The organism is Acidithiobacillus sp. TH-A35, assembly GCF_057473505.1.
Map to the genome: position 1 here is coordinate 1 of NZ_JBYCKR010000134.1, position 17,989 is coordinate 17,989.

16 protein-coding genes and 1 tRNA gene are annotated in these 17,989 nt (G+C 60.1%); 13 read left to right on the forward strand and 4 right to left on the reverse strand.

What is annotated here, in order from left to right; all coding sequences use genetic code 11:
- Positions 1-77: 77 nt before the first annotated feature.
- A complete protein-coding gene (serB, locus tag AC2VNK_RS04725; RefSeq protein ID WP_291523002.1) occupies positions 78-1,196 on the reverse strand; it encodes a phosphoserine phosphatase SerB in 1,119 nt (372 codons plus the stop codon).
- Positions 1,197-1,198: 2 nt separating this feature from the next.
- Positions 1,199-4,642: a transcription-repair coupling factor gene (gene mfd, locus AC2VNK_RS04730; protein WP_486883009.1), complete on the reverse strand. Its 3,444-nt coding sequence runs from the start codon at positions 4,640-4,642 to the stop codon at positions 1,199-1,201.
- Between the two features lie 152 nt (positions 4,643-4,794).
- Here mfd and ispD point away from each other — a divergent pair, with 152 nt between their 5' ends.
- The 5 genes from ispD (at position 4,795) to AC2VNK_RS04755 (ending at position 7,892) form a co-directional block, all read left to right on the forward strand.
- Entirely contained in the window at positions 4,795-5,508 is a 714-nt protein-coding gene (ispD, locus tag AC2VNK_RS04735; protein WP_291523006.1) for a 2-C-methyl-D-erythritol 4-phosphate cytidylyltransferase, read from the forward strand.
- A 4-nt stretch (positions 5,509-5,512) separates the two neighbouring features.
- Positions 5,513-5,992, forward strand: a complete 480-nt coding sequence (gene ispF, locus AC2VNK_RS04740) for a 2-C-methyl-D-erythritol 2,4-cyclodiphosphate synthase (protein WP_486883010.1) — start codon at positions 5,513-5,515, stop codon at positions 5,990-5,992.
- Entirely contained in the window at positions 5,985-7,073 is a 1,089-nt protein-coding gene (truD, locus tag AC2VNK_RS04745) for a tRNA pseudouridine(13) synthase TruD (RefSeq protein ID WP_486883011.1), read from the forward strand. Before ispF ends, truD begins: the two co-directional genes overlap by 8 nt.
- 72 nt (positions 7,074-7,145) lie before the next feature.
- The gene (locus tag AC2VNK_RS04750; RefSeq protein WP_486883012.1) at positions 7,146-7,622 is read left to right on the forward strand and encodes a heavy metal-responsive transcriptional regulator; all 477 of its coding nucleotides are present in this window, start codon (positions 7,146-7,148) and stop codon (positions 7,620-7,622) included.
- Positions 7,623-7,682: 60 nt separating this feature from the next.
- Positions 7,683-7,892, forward strand: a complete 210-nt coding sequence (locus tag AC2VNK_RS04755; RefSeq protein ID WP_461275576.1) for a CopZ family metallochaperone — start codon at positions 7,683-7,685, stop codon at positions 7,890-7,892.
- 16 nt (positions 7,893-7,908) lie between these two features.
- Here AC2VNK_RS04755 and AC2VNK_RS04760 read toward each other — a convergent pair whose 3' ends face one another.
- Both AC2VNK_RS04760 and trxB read right to left on the reverse strand, forming a co-directional pair.
- Entirely contained in the window at positions 7,909-8,445 is a 537-nt protein-coding gene (locus AC2VNK_RS04760) for a Smr/MutS family protein (RefSeq protein WP_486883013.1), read from the reverse strand.
- A gap of 45 nt (positions 8,446-8,490) precedes the next feature.
- Positions 8,491-9,459 carry a thioredoxin-disulfide reductase gene (gene trxB / locus AC2VNK_RS04765; RefSeq protein ID WP_486883014.1) on the reverse strand — a complete coding sequence of 323 codons (969 nt, stop codon included), beginning with the start codon at positions 9,457-9,459 and terminating at the stop codon, positions 8,491-8,493.
- Between the two features lie 366 nt (positions 9,460-9,825).
- Between trxB and AC2VNK_RS04770 the strand changes: the two genes are divergently transcribed.
- From AC2VNK_RS04770 to AC2VNK_RS04805, 8 genes are all read left to right on the forward strand, one after another.
- Positions 9,826-12,027 (forward strand): DNA translocase FtsK, encoded by a 2,202-nt coding sequence (locus AC2VNK_RS04770; protein WP_486883015.1) that lies wholly within the window; start codon positions 9,826-9,828, stop codon positions 12,025-12,027.
- Positions 11,999-12,691, forward strand: coding sequence for an outer membrane lipoprotein periplasmic chaperone LolA (gene lolA / locus AC2VNK_RS04775; RefSeq protein ID WP_291525137.1), 693 nt, complete (start codon positions 11,999-12,001; stop codon positions 12,689-12,691). The genes AC2VNK_RS04770 and lolA overlap by 29 nt, the downstream gene beginning before the upstream one ends.
- An 18-nt stretch (positions 12,692-12,709) precedes the next feature.
- Complete coding sequence (locus AC2VNK_RS04780) at positions 12,710-13,783, forward strand: OmpP1/FadL family transporter (RefSeq protein WP_486883016.1); 1,074 nt, start codon at positions 12,710-12,712, stop codon at positions 13,781-13,783.
- 27 nt (positions 13,784-13,810) lie between these two features.
- A complete protein-coding gene (locus AC2VNK_RS04785) occupies positions 13,811-15,142 on the forward strand; it encodes a replication-associated recombination protein A (RefSeq protein WP_486883017.1) in 1,332 nt (443 codons plus the stop codon).
- Entirely contained in the window at positions 15,135-16,400 is a 1,266-nt protein-coding gene (serS, locus tag AC2VNK_RS04790; protein WP_486883018.1) for a serine--tRNA ligase, read from the forward strand. Before AC2VNK_RS04785 ends, serS begins: the two co-directional genes overlap by 8 nt.
- Positions 16,333-16,638, forward strand: coding sequence for a Rho-binding antiterminator (locus tag AC2VNK_RS04795; protein WP_486883019.1), 306 nt, complete (start codon positions 16,333-16,335; stop codon positions 16,636-16,638). The genes serS and AC2VNK_RS04795 overlap by 68 nt, the downstream gene beginning before the upstream one ends.
- Positions 16,635-17,678, forward strand: a complete 1,044-nt coding sequence (locus AC2VNK_RS04800) for a L,D-transpeptidase family protein (RefSeq protein ID WP_486883020.1) — start codon at positions 16,635-16,637, stop codon at positions 17,676-17,678. The genes AC2VNK_RS04795 and AC2VNK_RS04800 overlap by 4 nt, the downstream gene beginning before the upstream one ends.
- Positions 17,679-17,836: 158 nt before the next feature.
- Positions 17,837-17,913, forward strand: a tRNA-Met gene (locus AC2VNK_RS04805).
- Positions 17,914-17,989: the final 76 nt, after the last annotated feature.

The window sequence follows — 17,989 nt, forward strand, 5'->3', positions numbered from 1 at the left end:
GTGCTGCACATGGACCGATAGTAGACATAGTCTAAAACAAAATCAAGTATTAGATAGGAACTGTCGGTGTGGGCATCTCAGGCGTTGCCCCAGCCGAGATAGGTAGATGCTGTGTCGAGACCACCATAGCGAATTTGAAAATCCGCCTGAGCGCGGACGACCGCTTTAGCATGATAGGCAATACCAACGCCCGCTTTGCGGATCATGGGCAGGTCATTGGCGCCATCGCCAATAGCGATGCAATGGCTGGCATCGGTGCCCAGACTGATGGCCAGCAGGTCGAGGAGGTCGGCTTTGGCGGCGGCATCGACGATGTCTCCGAGCACCTGGCCAGTGATTTGCCCGTCGATGATCTCCAGGGTATTGGCGAAGGCGTAGTCGAGGTCCAGCGCTTCTTGCAGGTGGCGGGTAAACTGGGTGAAGCCGCCGGACACGACACCGACCTCCACTCCTTGCGCCTTGGCCGCTGCCACCAGTTCGCGGGCACCGGGACTGAGCCGCAAGCGCTCACGGATGATGGTGTCGATGGTGCTCTCTGGTGTACCGGCCAGCAGACGTACCCGCTCGCGCAGGGAGGTTTGAAAATCCAGTTCGCCTGCCATGGAGCGTTCGGTGATGGCGGCGACCTGGCGCCTGAGACCAAGATGCTCGGCCATTTCATCAATGCATTCAATGCCGATTAAGGTCGAGTCCATATCGGCCAGCAATAATCGGAAATGACCCTTGCCCCAGAGCGGAGTCACGGCAATATCCAGAAAGATGCCTTCCAGGGCTTCAATGAGACGGTGGTTGCTGGCGCCCAAGGGGCCGCTGGGACCGTGCAGGACGAGGGCCAGATCGTCTCCCTGGCAATGGAGCACGCGACCCGGCATAAAGCTTTGCAGATGCAGGGTGGTCAGTGCCCGGCGTAGTGCCTCGGGCTGTGCCGCACCATGCAGCACCAGACGTACAGCACTGCTGGCGCTGCTCATGGGAGCCCAGATCACTTCTCGCTCCTGATGCAGGGCCTGGCGCGAGAGTTCGTCGAGGAATGGGGCGATTTCGCCGACGGTGACCGGCAAATCCCAGCTTTGCAGCCAGCATCCCCAAACTTCCTGGTGGCTTTCCACATCCGCCACCAGTTGGCCCATACTGGCCGGCAGCCTCATGGGGCCGCGTGGGGCGGGACTGAGAATGGCGAGGCGCGTGCTGCTCATGGCTAAATCCTTAGTTGGTCAATGAGTTGCAATAATTCCTGACAGCGTGCTTCGCCATCGGGTAGATCGCGGCGAATGCGCAGGCGGTGCTCGCCGTCCAGTTGGTAGATACTGTGGGGCTGCTGGATGAGCTGGATGATTTTTTCAGGGGCCACCTGATTTTCGGAGGCAAATTGCAGGCGGGCGCCAGCGGGACCGGCGTCGATTTGCTCGATGCCGATCTGGATGGCACTCAGACGCAACCGGGTCTGGCAGAGCAGGGTGCGGGTCGGCGCAGGAATGGGCCCGAAGCGGTCGATCATCTCCACCATGATCTCACCGATAGCGGCATCGCTGCGCACGTCACTGAGGCGTTTATAAAGTTGCAGGCGCAAGTGCACGTCGGGCAGGTAGTCATCAGGTATCAGCACAGGCGTGTTGAGATGGATTTCCGGGCCACTGGTACGCTGTTCTTCCAGGCTGCGGGGATCACGTCCGGCACGAATGGCCTCCACCGCATCGTTCAGCCATTCCATGAAGAGGGTGAAACCGACTTCATCCATATGCCCGCTCTGTTCTTCGCCGAGCAGTTCTCCCGCCCCACGGATTTCCAGATCGTGGCTGGCCAAGGCAAAGCCAACGCCCAGATCTTCCAGAGATTGGATGGCATCGAGGCGGCGCCGGGCATCGTCGCTCATGGCGCGGGGATCCGGGGTGAAGAGGTAGGCGTAGGCGCGTTGATGGGAACGACCGACCCGGCCACGCAATTGATGGAGCTGGGCCAGACCGAATTTGTCGGCACGGTTGATGAGGATGGTATTGGCGTGGGGATTGTCGATACCTGACTCGATAATAGTGGTGCTGAGGAGGATATCGAAGCGCTGATGGTAAAAATCCAGCATCACTGCTTCCAGTTCGCCCTCGGGCATCTGGCCATGGGCCACGCGCAGGCGCGCTTCCGGTAACAGGCGACGCAGAGTGGTGGCCATGCGCTCAATGTCGCGCACCTCATTATGCAGAAAATACACCTGACCGCCGCGATGCAGCTCGCGCTGGCAGGCTTCGATTACCGTCGCATCATCCCAGATCTGCACAAAGGTGCGTACCGGCTGGCGGCGCTGGGGGGGGGTGGCGATGATGGATAAGTCACGCAGGCCGGCCAGCGAGAGATTCAGGGTGCGCGGGATAGGGGTGGCAGTCAGCGTGAGAATATCCACCTCGGCACGCAGTGCCTTGATTCGCTCTTTCTGGCGTACGCCGAAGCGATGCTCCTCATCCAGAATCAGCAGACCCAGGTCGTGGAAGGTGACATCCTTTTGCAGCAGGCGATGGGTGCCGATGAGGATATCCACCTCCCCGGCGGCCACGGCGGCGAGCACTTGCTTGTGCATTTTGGCATTTTGGAAACGGGAGAGCACTTCCACCCGCAGGGGCAGTCCGGCGCAGCGGTCCCGGAAATTCTCGTAATGCTGTTGGGCGAGCAGGGTGGTGGGTACCAGCACCGCCACCTGCGCACCACTGTGCGCCGCCAGAAAGGCCGCGCGGAGTGCCACCTCCGTTTTGCCGAAGCCCACATCGCCGCAGACCAGGCGGTCCATGGGGTGGGGGCTGGTCATGTCGGCAATGACGGCGTCGATGGCTTGCTGCTGATCCGGGGTTTCCTCAAAGGGGAAGCGGGACACGAATTCCCAGTAGGCGTCATCGGGTGCGGCAAAAGCCCGGCCGGTGCGCGCCGCGCGGCGCGCATAGATATCCAGCAGTTCGCTGGCAGCGTCAATGGCCTTTTGTCGCGCCTTGGCCTTGGCTTTTTCCCAGTGATTGCTGCCCAGGCGGGAAAGCACTGGCTCCGTCGCACCGTTACCGACATAGCGCGCAATGCGATCCAGATGATCCGCTGGGACATAGACGAGATCGCCGTTGGCGTACTCCAGGACCACGTATTCATTGATGTCGCCTTGCGCGGCAAAGGGCGTGGCCATGCCCTGAAAACGGCCGATGCCGTATTCCTCATGGGTAACGGCGTCACCCGGCTGTAAATCGCCGAGATCGCGAACCAAGCCTTCAATGCTGCGCTGCCGGGCGTTGGCGCTGCGCCGCTGGGCAAAGACGCGATCACCAAAAATTTGCGCCTCGGAGACCAGCGCCAGTCTGACCAGGCCATTTTCCTTGATGAGCAGGCCGCGTTCCAGGGGCGCCACGGTGATGGCGATCCGTTCCGTACCAGCCAAAAACTCCGGCCAGTCCTGAACCCGGGTGGGGAGCAGTCCGCTCTTGCCAAGCCGTTCTGACAGGGCTTCCTGGCGGCCCGGCGATTCAGCGGCGAGGATGACCCGGCCCGCTGTCGGCAGGTGGCGCAGAAAGGTATCGAGTGAGGCCAGTGGCGATTCCGGGCTGCCATGGAGACCGGGGAGGGGTGCAGTCGGCAGATGCTCCGCGTCGCCTTCCTGTTGCCCGTATACCAGCGCCCGACCGCGCAGGACATCCTCCCATTCACTGGGGGATAGGAGCAGTTCGTCGGGTGGCAGTATGGGATATGCCGTATCATGAGCCCGTTCCTCGTAGCGCTCCCGCCAGTCCTGGCGAATGTGCCGGGCGGATGCCTCCAGGCCGGGGGGCAGAAAGACGATACCGTCTTTGGGAAAGTGCATCAGCAGATGACTGCTCTCGGGAAAGAAGAGCGGGAGATAATGCTCGGCGCCTTGGGGTACTTGTCCGCGACTGGCCGCCCGGTATATCTCGGCACGTTGTGGATCACCGCTGAAGCGGGCGCGGAACTGGCTGCGAAATTCCTGCAGCGCGGCAGCGTCCACCGGCACCTCTCGCGCCGGGAGCAGAGAGACCCGCTCGACCTTTTGCTGGGTACGCTGGGTTTCCGGGTCGAAGGCGCGGATGCTCTCCACTACTCTATCGAAGAGTTCAATGCGGTAGGGCAGGGGGCTGCCACTGGGAAAGAGATCAATGATCCCGCCGCGCCAGGCCAATTCGCCGGCCTCCGAAACCTCACTGACATTGTGATAGCCGGCGTCGATCAGACGCTGACGGAAACCCTCTGGGCTGAGGTGGTCGCCCACGGCGAGGACAAAAGCGTGCTGGTCGAGAAAACTGCGTGGTGGCAGGCGTTGCAGGACGGCGGATAGCGGGGCGAGACAAACACCACGCCATTCCGGCAGAGTAGCGAGGGTAGCCAGCCGGGTGGCCGTGGCATCTGCCGGCGGCGCCAGGCGATCATAGGGAAGGATTTCGCGGTCCGGGAAAATCAGCGGCGATGGTAAGTCCGGTGCGAAAAAACGCCACTCGCGCTGCCATTCCTCCACGTCGCGGGCGTTCGGCAGCAGAATCAGCAGCGGGCGCTGCCACTGCCGCGCCATCTGCGCCGCCAGCCAGCTATCCGCAGCACCGTAAATTTGACTAAATGCGCGTGCCGCCCCGGTGCGCGGTGGGGTGCCGAGAGAAAGACTTCGATCCAAGAATGTCTGATCTTATGTGGGGACTCTGAAGTGTCCTAGTGTAAAGGGGGGCTGTGGAAACTGCAAAACGGGGTGCTGCTTTGTTGCGTCCTCGCGAAAGACTGCGGATACTTCGGGTTTACAGTTTTGGTGCATAAAGTCGGGAGGTTCACATGGAGCGCGTCTGGGTGGTGATCCCAGCGGGAGGGCGGGGACAGCGGTTTGGAGCGGCGCAGGCCAAGCAGTACGTCCTGCTGCGCGGTCGTCCGGTCATTGCCCATACCCTGGCGGCCTTCCTTCGGGAACCGCGCGTTGCCGGCATTCAGTTGGTTCTGCCGGGCGAGGATATTGCGGCAGGAGCCTGGCGGGAGTTACTGGGACCCATGCAGGAGCCGTTCCTGTCCCCTGTCGCTGGTGGTGCTCTGCGTGCGGATTCGGTGCGCCTCGGTCTGGAGGCGCTGCTGCGGCAGGGGGCAGGGGTGTCCGATTGGGTGCTGGTGCATGACGCCGCCCGGCCCTGCCTGCGTCGCGAAGACCTGTTACTCCTGCTCGATAGCCTGGCACATTCGCCCCAGGGTGCTCTTCTCGCCGTACCGGTTACCGATACGCTGAAGCGCGCTGAGAATGCCCATTCCTTGGGCACTGTAGATCGTGAGGGGTTGTGGCGTGCTCTCACACCCCAGGCCTTTCCCCTCGGTGCCCTGCTGACTGCTTTGGAAGCAGCGCGCGGACAGAATCTGCAGATCACCGATGAGGCCTCGGCGATGGAATGGCAGGGCTGGCGCCCCCGTTTGATTCATGGGCATGGTGACAATATCAAGGTCACCCTGCAGGATGATCTCGTGCTGGCAGCCGCCGTTCTTGCAGCGCGTGATAAGGAAGAATAACCCCATGCAACTGCGTATTGGTCACGGCTTTGACGTACATGCGTTGGTGACGGGTAGACCCCTTATTCTCGGCGGTGTGACGGTCCCTTACAAATTCGGCCTTGCCGGCCACTCCGATGCTGACGTGCTCCTTCACGCCATCTGCGATGCACTGCTGGGGGCGGCTGCCCTGGGCGACATCGGTCGCCATTTCCCCGACACCGACGTCCGTTTCGCGGGCGCAGATTCCCGGATCCTGCTCCGGCATTGTCACCAGTTGGTTCGGGAGAAAGGTTTTTCGGTAGGCAATGTGGACGCGACCATCGTCTGTCAGCGTCCCAAATTGGCAGCTCATATCCCGCAGATGCGTGCCCATATTGCCGCTGACCTCGCCGTGGAGCTCGATGCGGTCAACGTCAAAGCGACCACTACCGAGCAATTGGGTTATACCGGTCGGGGTGAGGGCATTGCCGCCCACGCCGTCGTTCTGATTCAGAATGTCTGAAAGTCCGCCGCGCATCTATCCCGCAGAGGGCGGCCTGCTCGGCGCCGAATTGCGGCAGGCTCCAGAAGACTTTCAGGTCACGGAACTGCTGCCCTTTACGGCATCGGGGGTGGGCGCCCATCACTGGCTGGGGGTAGAGAAGCGCGGCCTCAATACTCAGGATGTGGCCAATCGCCTGGCGCGCTGCGCGGGGGTGGCGGTCCGCGATGTAGGCTTTGCCGGTCTCAAGGATCGCCATGCCGTTACCCGGCAGAGTTTTACGGTGCCGGCCACGCCGGGGCCCGATCCGGACTGGGCCAGTCTGGAAGACGACAGCCTGCACTTTCAGCAGATAAGCCGCCATGACCGTAAATTGCGTCGGGGTGTGCTACGTGGCAATCACTTCCAGCTCATTTTGCGCGCCACCACGGGAGAGCACAGTCTCTGGGACACCCGTCTGCAAGGTCTCGCGCAAAGTGGGTTCCCCAACTATTTTGGCGCCCAGCGCTTCGGGCATCGTAATTTGCAGGAGGCCGCGCGACTGCTATCCGGGCAGCCGATGCGGGTAGACCGCCATCGGCGCGGCCTACTCTGGTCCGCTGCCCGCTCCGCCCTGTTCAATCTGGTCCTCGCTGAGCGGGTGCGGCAAGCCAACTGGACGGAGATTCTGCCGGGTGAAGTCGTGCAGCTGGCGGGCTCGCACAGCATTTTTCTGGCGGAAGACGATGATCTGACGGATCTGCAGGTGCGCGCCGCTGACTGGGACCTGCATCCTACCGGCCCTCTGCCAGGTCGTGGTGGGCTGGCGCCAGCCACTGTCGCCGCTGTACTAGAGGCATCGGCCCTGAGTGCCGGACCCATCATCGCTGGTGCAGCAGACGATGGCCTGCACTGGGCACAACGCCTTGCGGAACAGGGACTGGATGCCGCCCGGCGTTCTTTGCGCGTGCGTCCCGAGAATCTGACCAGCCACTGGCAGGATACACAGACCCTTGTCTTGCGTTTTTTCCTCCCCGCCGGAGTCTTCGCCACGAGCTGTGTGGAGGGTCTTTTCGGGCAGGAAATGGCCGATGCACCGAGGCTTGACCTTTGTGTTGACTAGATGCCCTACAATGGACACCATACTCAAAGGGTATACGCATGCTTAAAAGCACTATAAGAGGAAGGAGATCCTATGGAAACCCCAGTGACTATTGGTCGTTTGGCGCGTGAAGCAGGGCTTGCCGCAGAAACCTTGCGCTACTATGAGCGGATCGGACTCATTCAGCCGGTGCAGCGGACCCAATCCAACTATCGTCTGTATGACGGCGAAGCGGAATCTCGTCTGCGTTTTATCCGGCGTGCCCAGAATCTCGGCTTTGCTCTGGCAGAGGTGAAAGAGTTGCTGGATATCAGCAGCAGTGCCGAGAATGATATGGGTGAGGTCAAAGCGCTCACCGAGCAAAAAATTGCCGAGATTGATTTAAAAATTGCTGACTTGCAACGGATGCGCACCGCCCTTGCACAGCGGGTTGAGTGCTGTCCCGGTCATGGCTCCGTTGCCAATTGCCCGATTCTGGCCTCTCTGGCCGACGCAGAAGGTGCCATGCCTGTTCGGGAGCGCTGGGGGCGGCGGGATAGCCAGTCATCCTATAACGTGGCGCAGCGCTGAACGTGCTTCGGTAAAACGCTTTTAACCAGTACCAGTCAGAACCAAGGAGAACGGCTCCCCATGGAACAGCTCGAATTGTCCGTACAGGGCATGACCTGCAAACATTGTGTTATGGCGGTGGAAAAGGCGCTGCAAAAGATCCCGGGTGTACAGCGGGTGTTGGTTGACCTCGACGCCGCGACAGCCCGGGTTGAAGGAGAAGGGCTGCTCCCTGGCCCGTTGATTCACGCCATTGAAGAAGAAGGCTACAGCGCCCGGTTAAAGGCCTAAGCTATAATCGGGTTGTTTATCCTCGATGAGGCCAGCCCAGCAGAACACGCAATGCACCGCTGCCGCCTTCTTCAGGGCGAGCCTGAGCAAAGGCCAGCACCTCCCGGTGACGCATCAGCCAGCCACCCACCAGTCTTTTCAGGACGGGAATACGACCAGGGGATCCCAGTCCTTTGCCATGGATGACGCAGACGCACGTCCAGTGCCATTGCCGCGCTTCCTGCAAAAATGTCGCCAGTTCAGTGCGAGCCACTTCTACGGTACAGCCGTGCAGATCGAGCCGCTCCTGAATCCGGAACCGTCCCCGGCGCAAGTCCCGTAGCAGGGCCGGAGACAGCCCGGACCGCAAATAAAGCCACTCGTCTCCGGATTCCAATACTTCATCGCCGTTCAGGCTGTGGCCGAGTGCTTCGAGAACGGCCAGCTCATCCTGGTGCCGCTGTAGCGGTAAGGGCGGTGGTGGTGCAGGACGTGGGGGAGGCGGCGGGGCTGGCAGGGGCCGGACATCGGCCACCGCCCGCAGGAAGCAATCTGCTTCCGCTGCATCGGTCACTGGTTCTTGCTTCTCCGGCTGATTTGGCCGCCGCCGCCCCATGTTTCAGTCCTCTTGCTGCTCCAGCCAACGCTCCGCATCCAGCGCCGCCATGCAACCGCTGCCCGCGCTGGTCACTGCCTGGCGATAGACATAGTCCTGTACATCGCCCGCCGCAAACACACCCTCAATACTGGTGGCTGTTGCCATGCCGTCGCGCCCGCCGCGGGTAATCAGGTAACCCCCTTCATCCGTCTTCAGTTGTCCCTTGAAGATGCCGGTATTGGGCTGATGACCGATGGCAATGAACACCCCCATCAGCGTCAGGTCCTGGGTGCTGCCGTTTTCTACATGCTTAATCCGCAAGCCGGTGACCCCGGAGTCGTCACCCAGTATTTCGTCCACAGAGTGGTCCCAGATAATGGTGACGTTCTCCTTGGCCATCAGCTTGTCCTGCAGAATTTTTTCGGCGCGGAACCGGTTACGCCGGTGGATGACCGTTACATGTCTGGCGATATTGCTGAGATAGAGCGCTTCTTCCACTGCAGTATTACCGCCACCGACCACGGCGACCGCCTGCCCGCGATAGAAAAATCCGTCGCAGGTTGCACAGGCGGAAACGCCTTTGCCGCGAAACTTATCTTCGCTGGGCAAACCCAGGTACTTGGCAGATGCCCCGGTAGCGAGAATCAGCGCATCGCAGGTATAACAATGCTGGTCCCCGCTGAGGCGAAAGGGTCGTTGGCTCAGGTCTGCGGTATGAATGTGGTCGAACAAAACCTCGGTATCAAAGCGCCGCGCCTGTTTTTCCAGTTCCTGCATGAGTTCCGGACCCATGATGCCGTTTGCAGCACCAGGCCAGTTATCCACGTCCGTGGTTGTCATCAGTTGGCCGCCGGGCTCCATGCCTTGTACCAATATCGGGCTCAGATTGGCGCGTGCCGCATAAATAGCCGCCGTATAACCACCGGGGCCGGAGCCCAGGATGAGTAAGCGGCAATGTTTTTCATCGATGACACTTTTCGGATCGCTCATGGGTACCTCGCTGCCAGAATGGAACGGTATCGGACGAGCTGCGCACACGGCGGAACCCGTCCAGACTTATGCGAATTAATGACGGAAAGTGTAACACCATTCCCGCGCTGTTGTCCCCGCCTCCCGCAGGGAGGTGATATCGGGTACTGCGAAATAAACGCCTGCATCTGATCCATTAGAAGCTGCTAACAACAGCATTTCTTTGTCTTTCTTTCCCGGCATCTCCTTGACACCCGTGCAGGGGTCGTTTAGCGTGCCGAGATGAGTTCTGCTGCCCGTAATGCGTCCCGAGGCTCCCGGCCTGCCCCTGCAAAGCCGGTTCAACTACCGCGCGCCAAACCATGGCGCCGCGAGGCGCTGCTGCTGATGCTGATCGCGGTGGCGGCCTTTATGGCGATGTCCCTGCTCAGTTTTCATCCCGCCGATCCCAGTTGGTTTAATAGTGGTAAGGGTGGCCCGGTGCATAATTGGGGCGGCGAAACTGGTGCCTATCTCGCCGATTTTCTGGTGCAGATTTTTGGCATGATCGCCTGGCTCCTCCCTGTGGAGCTGGGCGCGTGGGCCTGGCAGATGTGGCGGCGCTGGTTTCGTCAGCATCCGGGACGCTGGGCGGCGCCTCTGGGGGCTGTCGCCATCGCGCTGGGTCTGAGCAGCCTCCTCGCGCTGACTTGGCCAGCGGGCTGGTGGCCCGTTGCCGGGGCCGGCGCGGGCGGTATTCTCGGTCAGGAAATCGGTGTCCTTACGCAACCTTTCATTGGTGTGGGTGGTAGTGCGTTGCTATTTCTGGCGCTGTTTATTCTCGGTGTGTTTCTGCTCACCGGCCTGGGACCGCGCGCCATGGCAGCACATATCAGCGCCCTGCATTTCTCCTTGCCGCGACCACACTGGCGCCTGCGCTGGCCTTTGCGACGGCGTGTACCAGCCCAAGCAGTGTCGGTTACGGCGCTTGGACCGGCAGTGCAAAAGCCATCCCTGGCAGCAGCACCGAGCTTCTTCTCCACCAAAAAGCGCGGAGCAGTATCGGCTCGCGCTGCCGTTAAAAGTAGTCGACAGTTACCATTACCCGCACCCGTAGGGCCGCCGCGCGCTGATGGTCTTCCCGATCTTGCCTTGCTCGATCCGGCAGATGCGGAAGACCCCAGTTCCCAGTTGCAGCCCGAAGTGCTGGCGCAGCAGTCGCGCATGCTGGAAGAAAAGCTGGCCGACTTCGGGGTGCAGGCAACAGTGGTGGCGGCCCATCCCGGACCAGTGATTACCCGTTTTGAAATAGAGCCGGCACCGGGGGTCAAAGTCAGCCAGATCGCCGGTCTCAGTAAAGACCTTTCGCGCGTGCTGGCGGCGCGGGTGCGTGTGGTAGAAGCCATTCCCGGTAAGGCCACCATGGGCATCGAGGTGCCGAACCTCAAGCGGCGCACGGTGCGTCTCTCCGAGGTGCTTTCCAGTCATAGTTTTACCCAGAGCAAAAGCCATCTAACGCTGGCACTGGGTCAGGATATCGGCGGTCAGCCGGTGTCCGCCGATCTGGCGAAGATGCCCCATCTGCTGGTGGCCGGAACCACCGGCGCCGGCAAGTCTGTGGGCGTCAATGCCATGATTCTCAGCATTCTCTTTAAGGCGACTGCTGACGACGTCCGCCTGATTATGGTGGACCCCAAGATGTTGGAGTTGTCCATCTATGAGGGCATCCCCCATCTGCTGGCGCCGGTGGTAACGGATATGAAGGAGGCCGCGAACGCCTTGCGCTGGTGCGTGGCGGAGATGGAACGGCGCTATAAGCTCATGGCCTTTGCCGGAGTGCGCAATCTAGCCGGATATAATCAGAAAGTGCGGGAAGCGGTGGCTTCGGGACATCCCCTGCCGGGTCCGGATAAAGATATGGATGGCGAGCCCGTCGCGCTGAGTGTGCTGCCTGCTATCGTGGTGATCATTGATGAGTTCGCGGACCTGATGATGGTGGTCGGTAAACAGGTGGAAACCTTGATTACCCGCCTGGCCCAGAAAGCGCGCGCTGCCGGTCTGCACCTCATTATGGCGACCCAGCGTCCTTCGGTGGATGTCATCACCGGCCTGATCAAGGCCAACGTCCCCACCCGCATTGCCTTTCAGGTTTCATCGCGTATCGACTCGCGTACCATTCTCGATCAGATGGGGGCGGAGACCTTGCTGGGCCAGGGTGACATGCTTTATCTGCCGCCCGGCTCCGGTTATCCGTTGCGGGTGCATGGGGCCTTTGTCAGCGATGAGGAAGTTCATCGTGTAGTAGAGTCCCTGCGTCAGTTAGGCGCGCCACAGTACGACGAGCGTATTTTGCAGGGCAACGACAGTGGCGATGGTGAGGGCATGGACGGTGAAGGCGGGGAAGATGCTGATCCCCTCTATGATCAGGCGGTAGCCATCGTTACCAGCAGTCGCAAAGCGAGCATCTCTTACGTGCAGCGGCAGCTCAAGGTGGGCTATAATCGGGCCGCCCGCATGATCGAAGAGATGGAGCGGGTTGGTGTGGTCGGTCCCTTGCAAAGTAACGGGAGCAGAGAAATCTATGCAGCAGCACCGCCCGGTCGGGACTGACTATTTGCACTTTATGCGCGACCCATTACCGGCCTTACGTTTGGCTCGCTGGTTTTTGGTGCCGCTGCTGATTTTGGGCGGTATCCAGTATGCGGCCGCTGCCACGGGCCTGGCGATGTTGCAGGATTTTTTCCAGAAAACCCACACCATCACGGCCCAGTTCAGTCAGGAAGTAGCCAACCATGACGGCCAGATCGTCAAGCGTACCAGTGGCAAGCTGTGGATTTCCCGCCCCGGCAAATTCCGCTGGGACTATAGCGGCAACAACGGGCAAACCATTGTATCCAACGGTGAGAAGGTCTGGCTCTACGAACCCGCTCTGGAACAGGCCACGGTACAGCCTCTCGGCAAAGCCCTCGGATCGACCCCTGCGGCGCTGATCGCTGGCAACGATGACCTCAGCCAGCGCTTCAAGATCACTGACCTGGGTCAAAAAGACGGTCTCCACTGGCTCCTGCTCCAACCCAAAACGGGTCAGGATCAAGGCTTCACGGCTCTGCGCATGGGTTTTGATGCGCAGGGCGCACTGCGCCAGATGCGCATGGAAGATGCGTTTCAGCAACAGACTGTCCTCCGCTTTGAGCATATTAAAATCAATCACCCCATTTCGGCGCAGGAGTTTCAGTTCACTCCGCCAGCCGGTGTGGATGTTCTCTCGCAATAATTTTTTCTGGAGTACTGCATGTCGGCTTTGAAGACCCGCCTCGCCCTCGTTACCCTCGGCCTGTTAGTGGCTGCGCAATCCCATGCCGCAGGTTTTGCCGCGCCGACCTCCGTGGTGGGACTTTCGGAAGCAGGCGCCACGGTAGCCGATGGCGGACCCGTCAGCAGCTTTGCCGACAATCCTGCGGACATGGTTTTCTTCCCGGGTACTCGGGTGGGCCTGGATATTCTCGCGATGCGCCCTACTTACACAGTGGATAACAGCAATGTTACTTACGACGCCAGCAGCAATCTGCAGATTCTGCCCAATCTCTTTGTGACCCATCGTTTTAATGACCTCCCGCTGGCGGTTGGTCTCGGTATCACTTCGCCCTTCAGTATCAACAACAACTGGCCTGCCGGGACTTTTCCCACACAATCCCTGCCGCTGAAAAATGACCTGCGGATCATTGATGTGAATCCGGGTGTTGCCTATTTGCTGCTGCCCAATCTGAGCGTTGGGGTGGGTCTGGATTATTACCAGACGCTCAGTGCAACCTTTGGCCCTAACTCCGGCAATGGTGGGGGTGTCGGCGGTAACGTCGGGCTTTTCTACACCACGGAGCGCTTCAATGCGGGACTCAGTTACCGCTCGGCGGCCAACATTTCTTCAGGCGGCGGCAGTATTGACCTCCCCAGTCGCGTGCAGGCAGGTGTCCGCTATCGCTTCACCCCGCGCTTTGCCACTGAATTGGATGTGGACTGGAATGACTTGAGTAACGCCCAGTTACCCGGCTATGGCAGCCTCGGCTGGAAATCCGCCATGGCCTATCGTATCGGGCTCAGCTATCACCTGAACCAGAATCTGGAGTTCCGCGGCGGTTTGGCCCACGAAGGCAGTCCCACTAATGGCGCCAGCATAAATGCGGCAGTACCTGGCACGAGCAGTAACCTGGCCTCCTTTGGATTGGGTATTGGCGTTGGTGCTTGGCACTATGATTTGGGTGCTTCTTATGCCCTTTCCGGATCCACGACCTCCGACAATCCTATCTATGGTGGTAACTACAAAGCCAGCACCCTCAACTTTGGCGCCGCCATTTCCCGGGATTTTTAGGGGATAGGCTGCCCGAGCAGAACACCCATGGCAGCATTGCCCGGTAGCGACCCTCGCCCGCTGGCGGCCCGTATGCGTCCCCAGACGCTGGGCGCCTACGTCGGGCAGAACCATCTGCTCGGCAAGAAAGGCCCGTTGCGGGCCATGGTACAGGCCGGGCATCTGCACTCCATGATTCTCTGGGGTCCGCCGGGCAGTGGCAAAACCACCTTGGCGCAACTCCTCGCCCATGCTGCTGGCCAGCACTTCCAGATTCTGTCTGCCGTCAACAGCGGAGTACGAGAAATCCGCGCCGCCGTCACCAGCGCCGAGGCCGCCCAGTCTCTAGGCCAGGGCACGGTCCTCTTCATTGATGAAATCCATCGCTTCAACAAAAGCCAGCAGGACGCCCTGCTGCCCCATGTGGAAGAAGGCGTCGTGACCCTCATCGGCGCAACGACGGAAAACCCCAGCTTCGCCCTGGTCAACGCCCTGCTGTCCCGGGCGCGCGTCTATGTTCTCAAAGCGCTGACTGGTGAGGAACTCGGCACGGTGCTCGATCACGCCCTTGCTGATAGTGTGCTCGGTCTGGGTAATCTGGCGATAGAGATGTCCCCGGAAGTACGCAAGGGTTTGCTGACTGCTGCCGACGGCGATGCCCGTCGTCTCCTCAATCTGCTGGACCTCGCGGTACAATTGGCCCCGGTGCAGGCGGGTAACACACAGATCACTGCCGAAATCGTCGCCGCGGCCAGCGGTCAATCCTGGCGACGCTTCGACAAGGGCGGTGAAGCCTTTTACGACGAAATCTCCGCATTTCACAAGTCTCTGCGCGGTTCCGACCCCGATGCGGCCCTCTACTGGCTGGCGCGAATGCTCGATGGGGGCGCCGATCCCTTGTACCTCGCCCGCCGCCTGGTGCGCATGGCTTCTGAAGATATCGGCCTCGCTGACCCGCGGGCTATAGATATGGCCCTCGCCGCCAAGGACGCCTACGCCTTTCTCGGCTCGCCCGAGGGGGAGCTGGCCCTCGCGCAAGCCACGGTCTATCTCGCAAGCTGCCCCAAAAGTAACCGCATCTACGATGCCTGGAATGCTGTGCGCGCCGCGGTCAAGGCGGGTGGTAGTGCAGAAGTGCCCCTCCATCTGCGCAATGCGCCCACGAAACTGCTCAAAACACTGGATTATGGCAGGGGATATCAATACGATCACGACTATCCCGACGCCATCGCCCCGGAGCAGCATTATTTGCCCCCCGGCCTGCGTCAGACCCATTTTTATGACCCCAGCGACCGCGGCCTGGAAACCCGTATTCAGGAGCGTTTACGCTGGATAAATGCTCATCGTCAACCTGTCCGAGAGAAGAAACCCCATGCTTGATCCCAGCTTGCTGCGCAGCGCACCAGAAAAAGTAGCCGCAGGCCTCGCCCGCCGTCACTTCACTCTGGATGTGACGGCCCTGAGCACCCTCGACCAGCAGCGCAAAACCCTGCAGATTCAGCTTGAAGAAGTGCGCAACGCCCGCAATGAAGCCTCCAGACAGATCGGTCAGGCGCGCCGTCAGGGGCTCGATACCAGCGCGATGCAGACCGCGGCGGCGCAGCACGGCGAGGAGATCAGGATCCTGGAACAATCTCTGGAAAGCATCCTTGCCGAATGGGAGAACCTGACCAGCAGCCTGCCCAATATCCCGCAGGATTCAGTGCCCGATGGCCGCGATGAAAGTGACAATGTGGTGTTGCGTCACTGGGGCACGCGCCGCGCCTTCGATTTCCCCCCTCACGACCATGTCGATCTGGGCGAGGACTTGGGTATTATTGATTTCGCGGCGGGCGCCCGCCTCGCTGGCGCCCGCTTTGTGGTGTTGCGTGGCCTCGGTGCCCGTCTTGAGCGCGCCCTGACGCAATTCATGCTGGATTTGCATACGACGGAACACGGCTACTGCGAAATTGCGCCGCCCTTTCTCGCCAACGCTGACTCTCTCTTCGGCACTGGGCAGCTTCCCAAATTCGAAGAAGACCTTTTCGCTTTAAGGGACGACCCCTATTACCTGATTCCCACTGCCGAAGTGCCGCTTACCAATCTTCTGCGCGGTGAGATTGTCGGTACCCTGCCGCAACGCTTCTGTGCCTATACCCCCTGTTTTCGGCGCGAAGCGGGAGCTTATGGGCGCGACACCCGTGGCATGATCCGCCAGCATCAGTTCGACAAGGTGGAGCTGGTGCAGATCGTCCGTCCCGAAGATTCCGCCCAGGCCCACGAAGCACTCACGGCCCATGCCGAAAAGGTATTGCAACTTCTGGAGCTGCCCTACCGGGTGATGGCCCTCTGCGCGGGAGATTTGGGCTTCAGCGCCGCCAAGACCTATGACCTGGAAGTCTGGCTGCCGGGCCAGAATCAGTACCGGGAAATCAGCTCCTGCAGCAATTTCGAAAGCTTTCAGGCACGTCGCCTGCAGTTACGCTATCGCGCAGAAGATGGTAAGCCCCAGCTCGTCCATACCCTCAATGGCTCTGGCCTCGCCATCGGCCGTACCCTGGTTGCGCTCCTGGAAAATCATCAACAGACCGATGGCAGTATCCGGATTCCCGCCGCCTTGCGTCCCTACCTCGGCGGGATGGACGTCGTTAAGGCCTGAGCCCGTGCATTCTGCTTACGAACCAGTGAGTTGTGCACTGCACAGCGCCTTAGAGCTGGCCGCGATGCAGCGTCGTCCAATGCGTTTGCACATGGCGGATGGCACATGGCAAGCTGGCATTATTCTCGACGTCTGGACTGCGCAGGGCAGGGAATGGCTGCGTCTGCGCCGGTCCGACGGTGATGTCGAGATCGATCTTACCCATATTCAACAAGTCCAGGAAAATACTGCACCATGAAATATCCCATTATCCCCAGTCTCCTTGCCGGCTGTTCGATGCTGCTTTCCAGCACTGCATTTGCCGCGGAGTTTCCCCTGCCCGCTGCCGGCAGCAACATGGTCGGCCAACTTCAGGTGGTCATCGCCCGGCATCAGGATACCCTGCTCGATATCGCCCGCCATTACGATGTTGGCTATAACGAAATCCGCGCCGCGAACCCTGGTGTCGATCCCTGGCTTCCCGGCGCCGGAACCCATGTGCTGGTTCCCACCCAATATATTCTCCCCCCCAAACCCTGGACGGGGATCATCATCAATATCCCGGAGCGCCGTCTGTTTTATTTCCCTGCGGGTCAGAACGTGGTTTACACCTATCCGGTAGGCATTTTCCGGCCAAAATGGCCGAATCCGCTGGGTAGCACACGCATCATTGCCAAAGTCAGGAACCCTACCTGGACAGTGCCCAAAAACATACAGGAGGAACACGCCAAGGCCGGAGAACCCATACCCGCGTTTTTCCCCGCCGGCCCTGACAACCCCATGGGTGAACTGGCGCTGGAAACGGGCTGGTCGCAGATTTTCATTCATGGCACCAATAAGCCCTGGGGTGTTGGCATGCGGGTCAGCCATGGCTGCTTCCACGTCTATCCTGAAAACGAAGTCCAGCTCTTTAAAATGGTAAAGGTGGGCACGCCGGTGAGGACCATAGATCAGCCATATATTGTCGGGACGAGTGGCAACGGCCGGCTCTATCTGCAAAGTTTCGCACCCATAGAAGCCTATAACAAAGACAGCAACCCTCAACAACGCGCAGTCGATGCTGTCAGTCTTTTTGAAAAACAGGTTCAGCAAAGCTGGACGATTAACTGGCAGCAGGTCATCGATTTGGTAGAAAAGCCCAATACCATACCCACGGCCATCAATATCAACGCCCCTACTCTGTCCGCGGTGGTCGCTCAGTTGTCTGCCCAGCCCTATGACTTTGCGCCCTATGGTGACAATGCCAACACCGCGACGCCGCCACCTGCGCCGACCACCATTGGCACCCCGGCGGCCTGAACAGACGCCTCATCTCCGGGGGCAAAAAAAGCGCTTGCGTGCCCCCATACCCCCGTGTATAGTTCGTCCTCTCGGCGGGGCAGAGGACCCAAAGAGAGCAGAAAATACATTGGGTGTTGACAGTAAAGTAGATCGCCTGATATAGTTACAAACCCTGTTGCGGGGTGGAGCAGCTTGGCAGCTCGTCGGGCTCATAACCCGAAGGTCGTAGGTTCAAATCCTACCCCCGCTACCAAGATTCGCAGTACGTGGTATTGTTCTTTCCCAGCCGAGTGGAGATGTGTGGGGTTTAGACCCAGGGGTGATATGAG

Coding starts and splice junctions, on each gene's coding strand:
- ispD (WP_291523006.1), top strand. CDS start 4,795: ATGGAGCGCGTCTGGGTGGTGATCCCAGCGGGAGGGCGGGGACAGCGG.
- AC2VNK_RS04770 (WP_486883015.1), top strand. CDS start 9,826: ATGCTGATCGCGGTGGCGGCCTTTATGGCGATGTCCCTGCTCAGTTTT.
- lolA (WP_291525137.1), top strand. CDS start 11,999: ATGCAGCAGCACCGCCCGGTCGGGACTGACTATTTGCACTTTATGCGC.
- AC2VNK_RS04780 (WP_486883016.1), top strand. CDS start 12,710: ATGTCGGCTTTGAAGACCCGCCTCGCCCTCGTTACCCTCGGCCTGTTA.
- trxB (WP_486883014.1), bottom strand. CDS start 9,459: ATGAGCGATCCGAAAAGTGTCATCGATGAAAAACATTGCCGCTTACTC.
- AC2VNK_RS04800 (WP_486883020.1), top strand. CDS start 16,635: ATGAAATATCCCATTATCCCCAGTCTCCTTGCCGGCTGTTCGATGCTG.
- serB (WP_291523002.1), bottom strand. CDS start 1,196: ATGAGCAGCACGCGCCTCGCCATTCTCAGTCCCGCCCCACGCGGCCCC.
- AC2VNK_RS04795 (WP_486883019.1), top strand. CDS start 16,333: ATGGCAGTATCCGGATTCCCGCCGCCTTGCGTCCCTACCTCGGCGGGA.
- AC2VNK_RS04785 (WP_486883017.1), top strand. CDS start 13,811: ATGGCAGCATTGCCCGGTAGCGACCCTCGCCCGCTGGCGGCCCGTATG.
- serS (WP_486883018.1), top strand. CDS start 15,135: ATGCTTGATCCCAGCTTGCTGCGCAGCGCACCAGAAAAAGTAGCCGCA.
- truD (WP_486883011.1), top strand. CDS start 5,985: ATGTCTGAAAGTCCGCCGCGCATCTATCCCGCAGAGGGCGGCCTGCTC.
- AC2VNK_RS04755 (WP_461275576.1), top strand. CDS start 7,683: ATGGAACAGCTCGAATTGTCCGTACAGGGCATGACCTGCAAACATTGT.
- AC2VNK_RS04750 (WP_486883012.1), top strand. CDS start 7,146: ATGGAAACCCCAGTGACTATTGGTCGTTTGGCGCGTGAAGCAGGGCTT.
- ispF (WP_486883010.1), top strand. CDS start 5,513: ATGCAACTGCGTATTGGTCACGGCTTTGACGTACATGCGTTGGTGACG.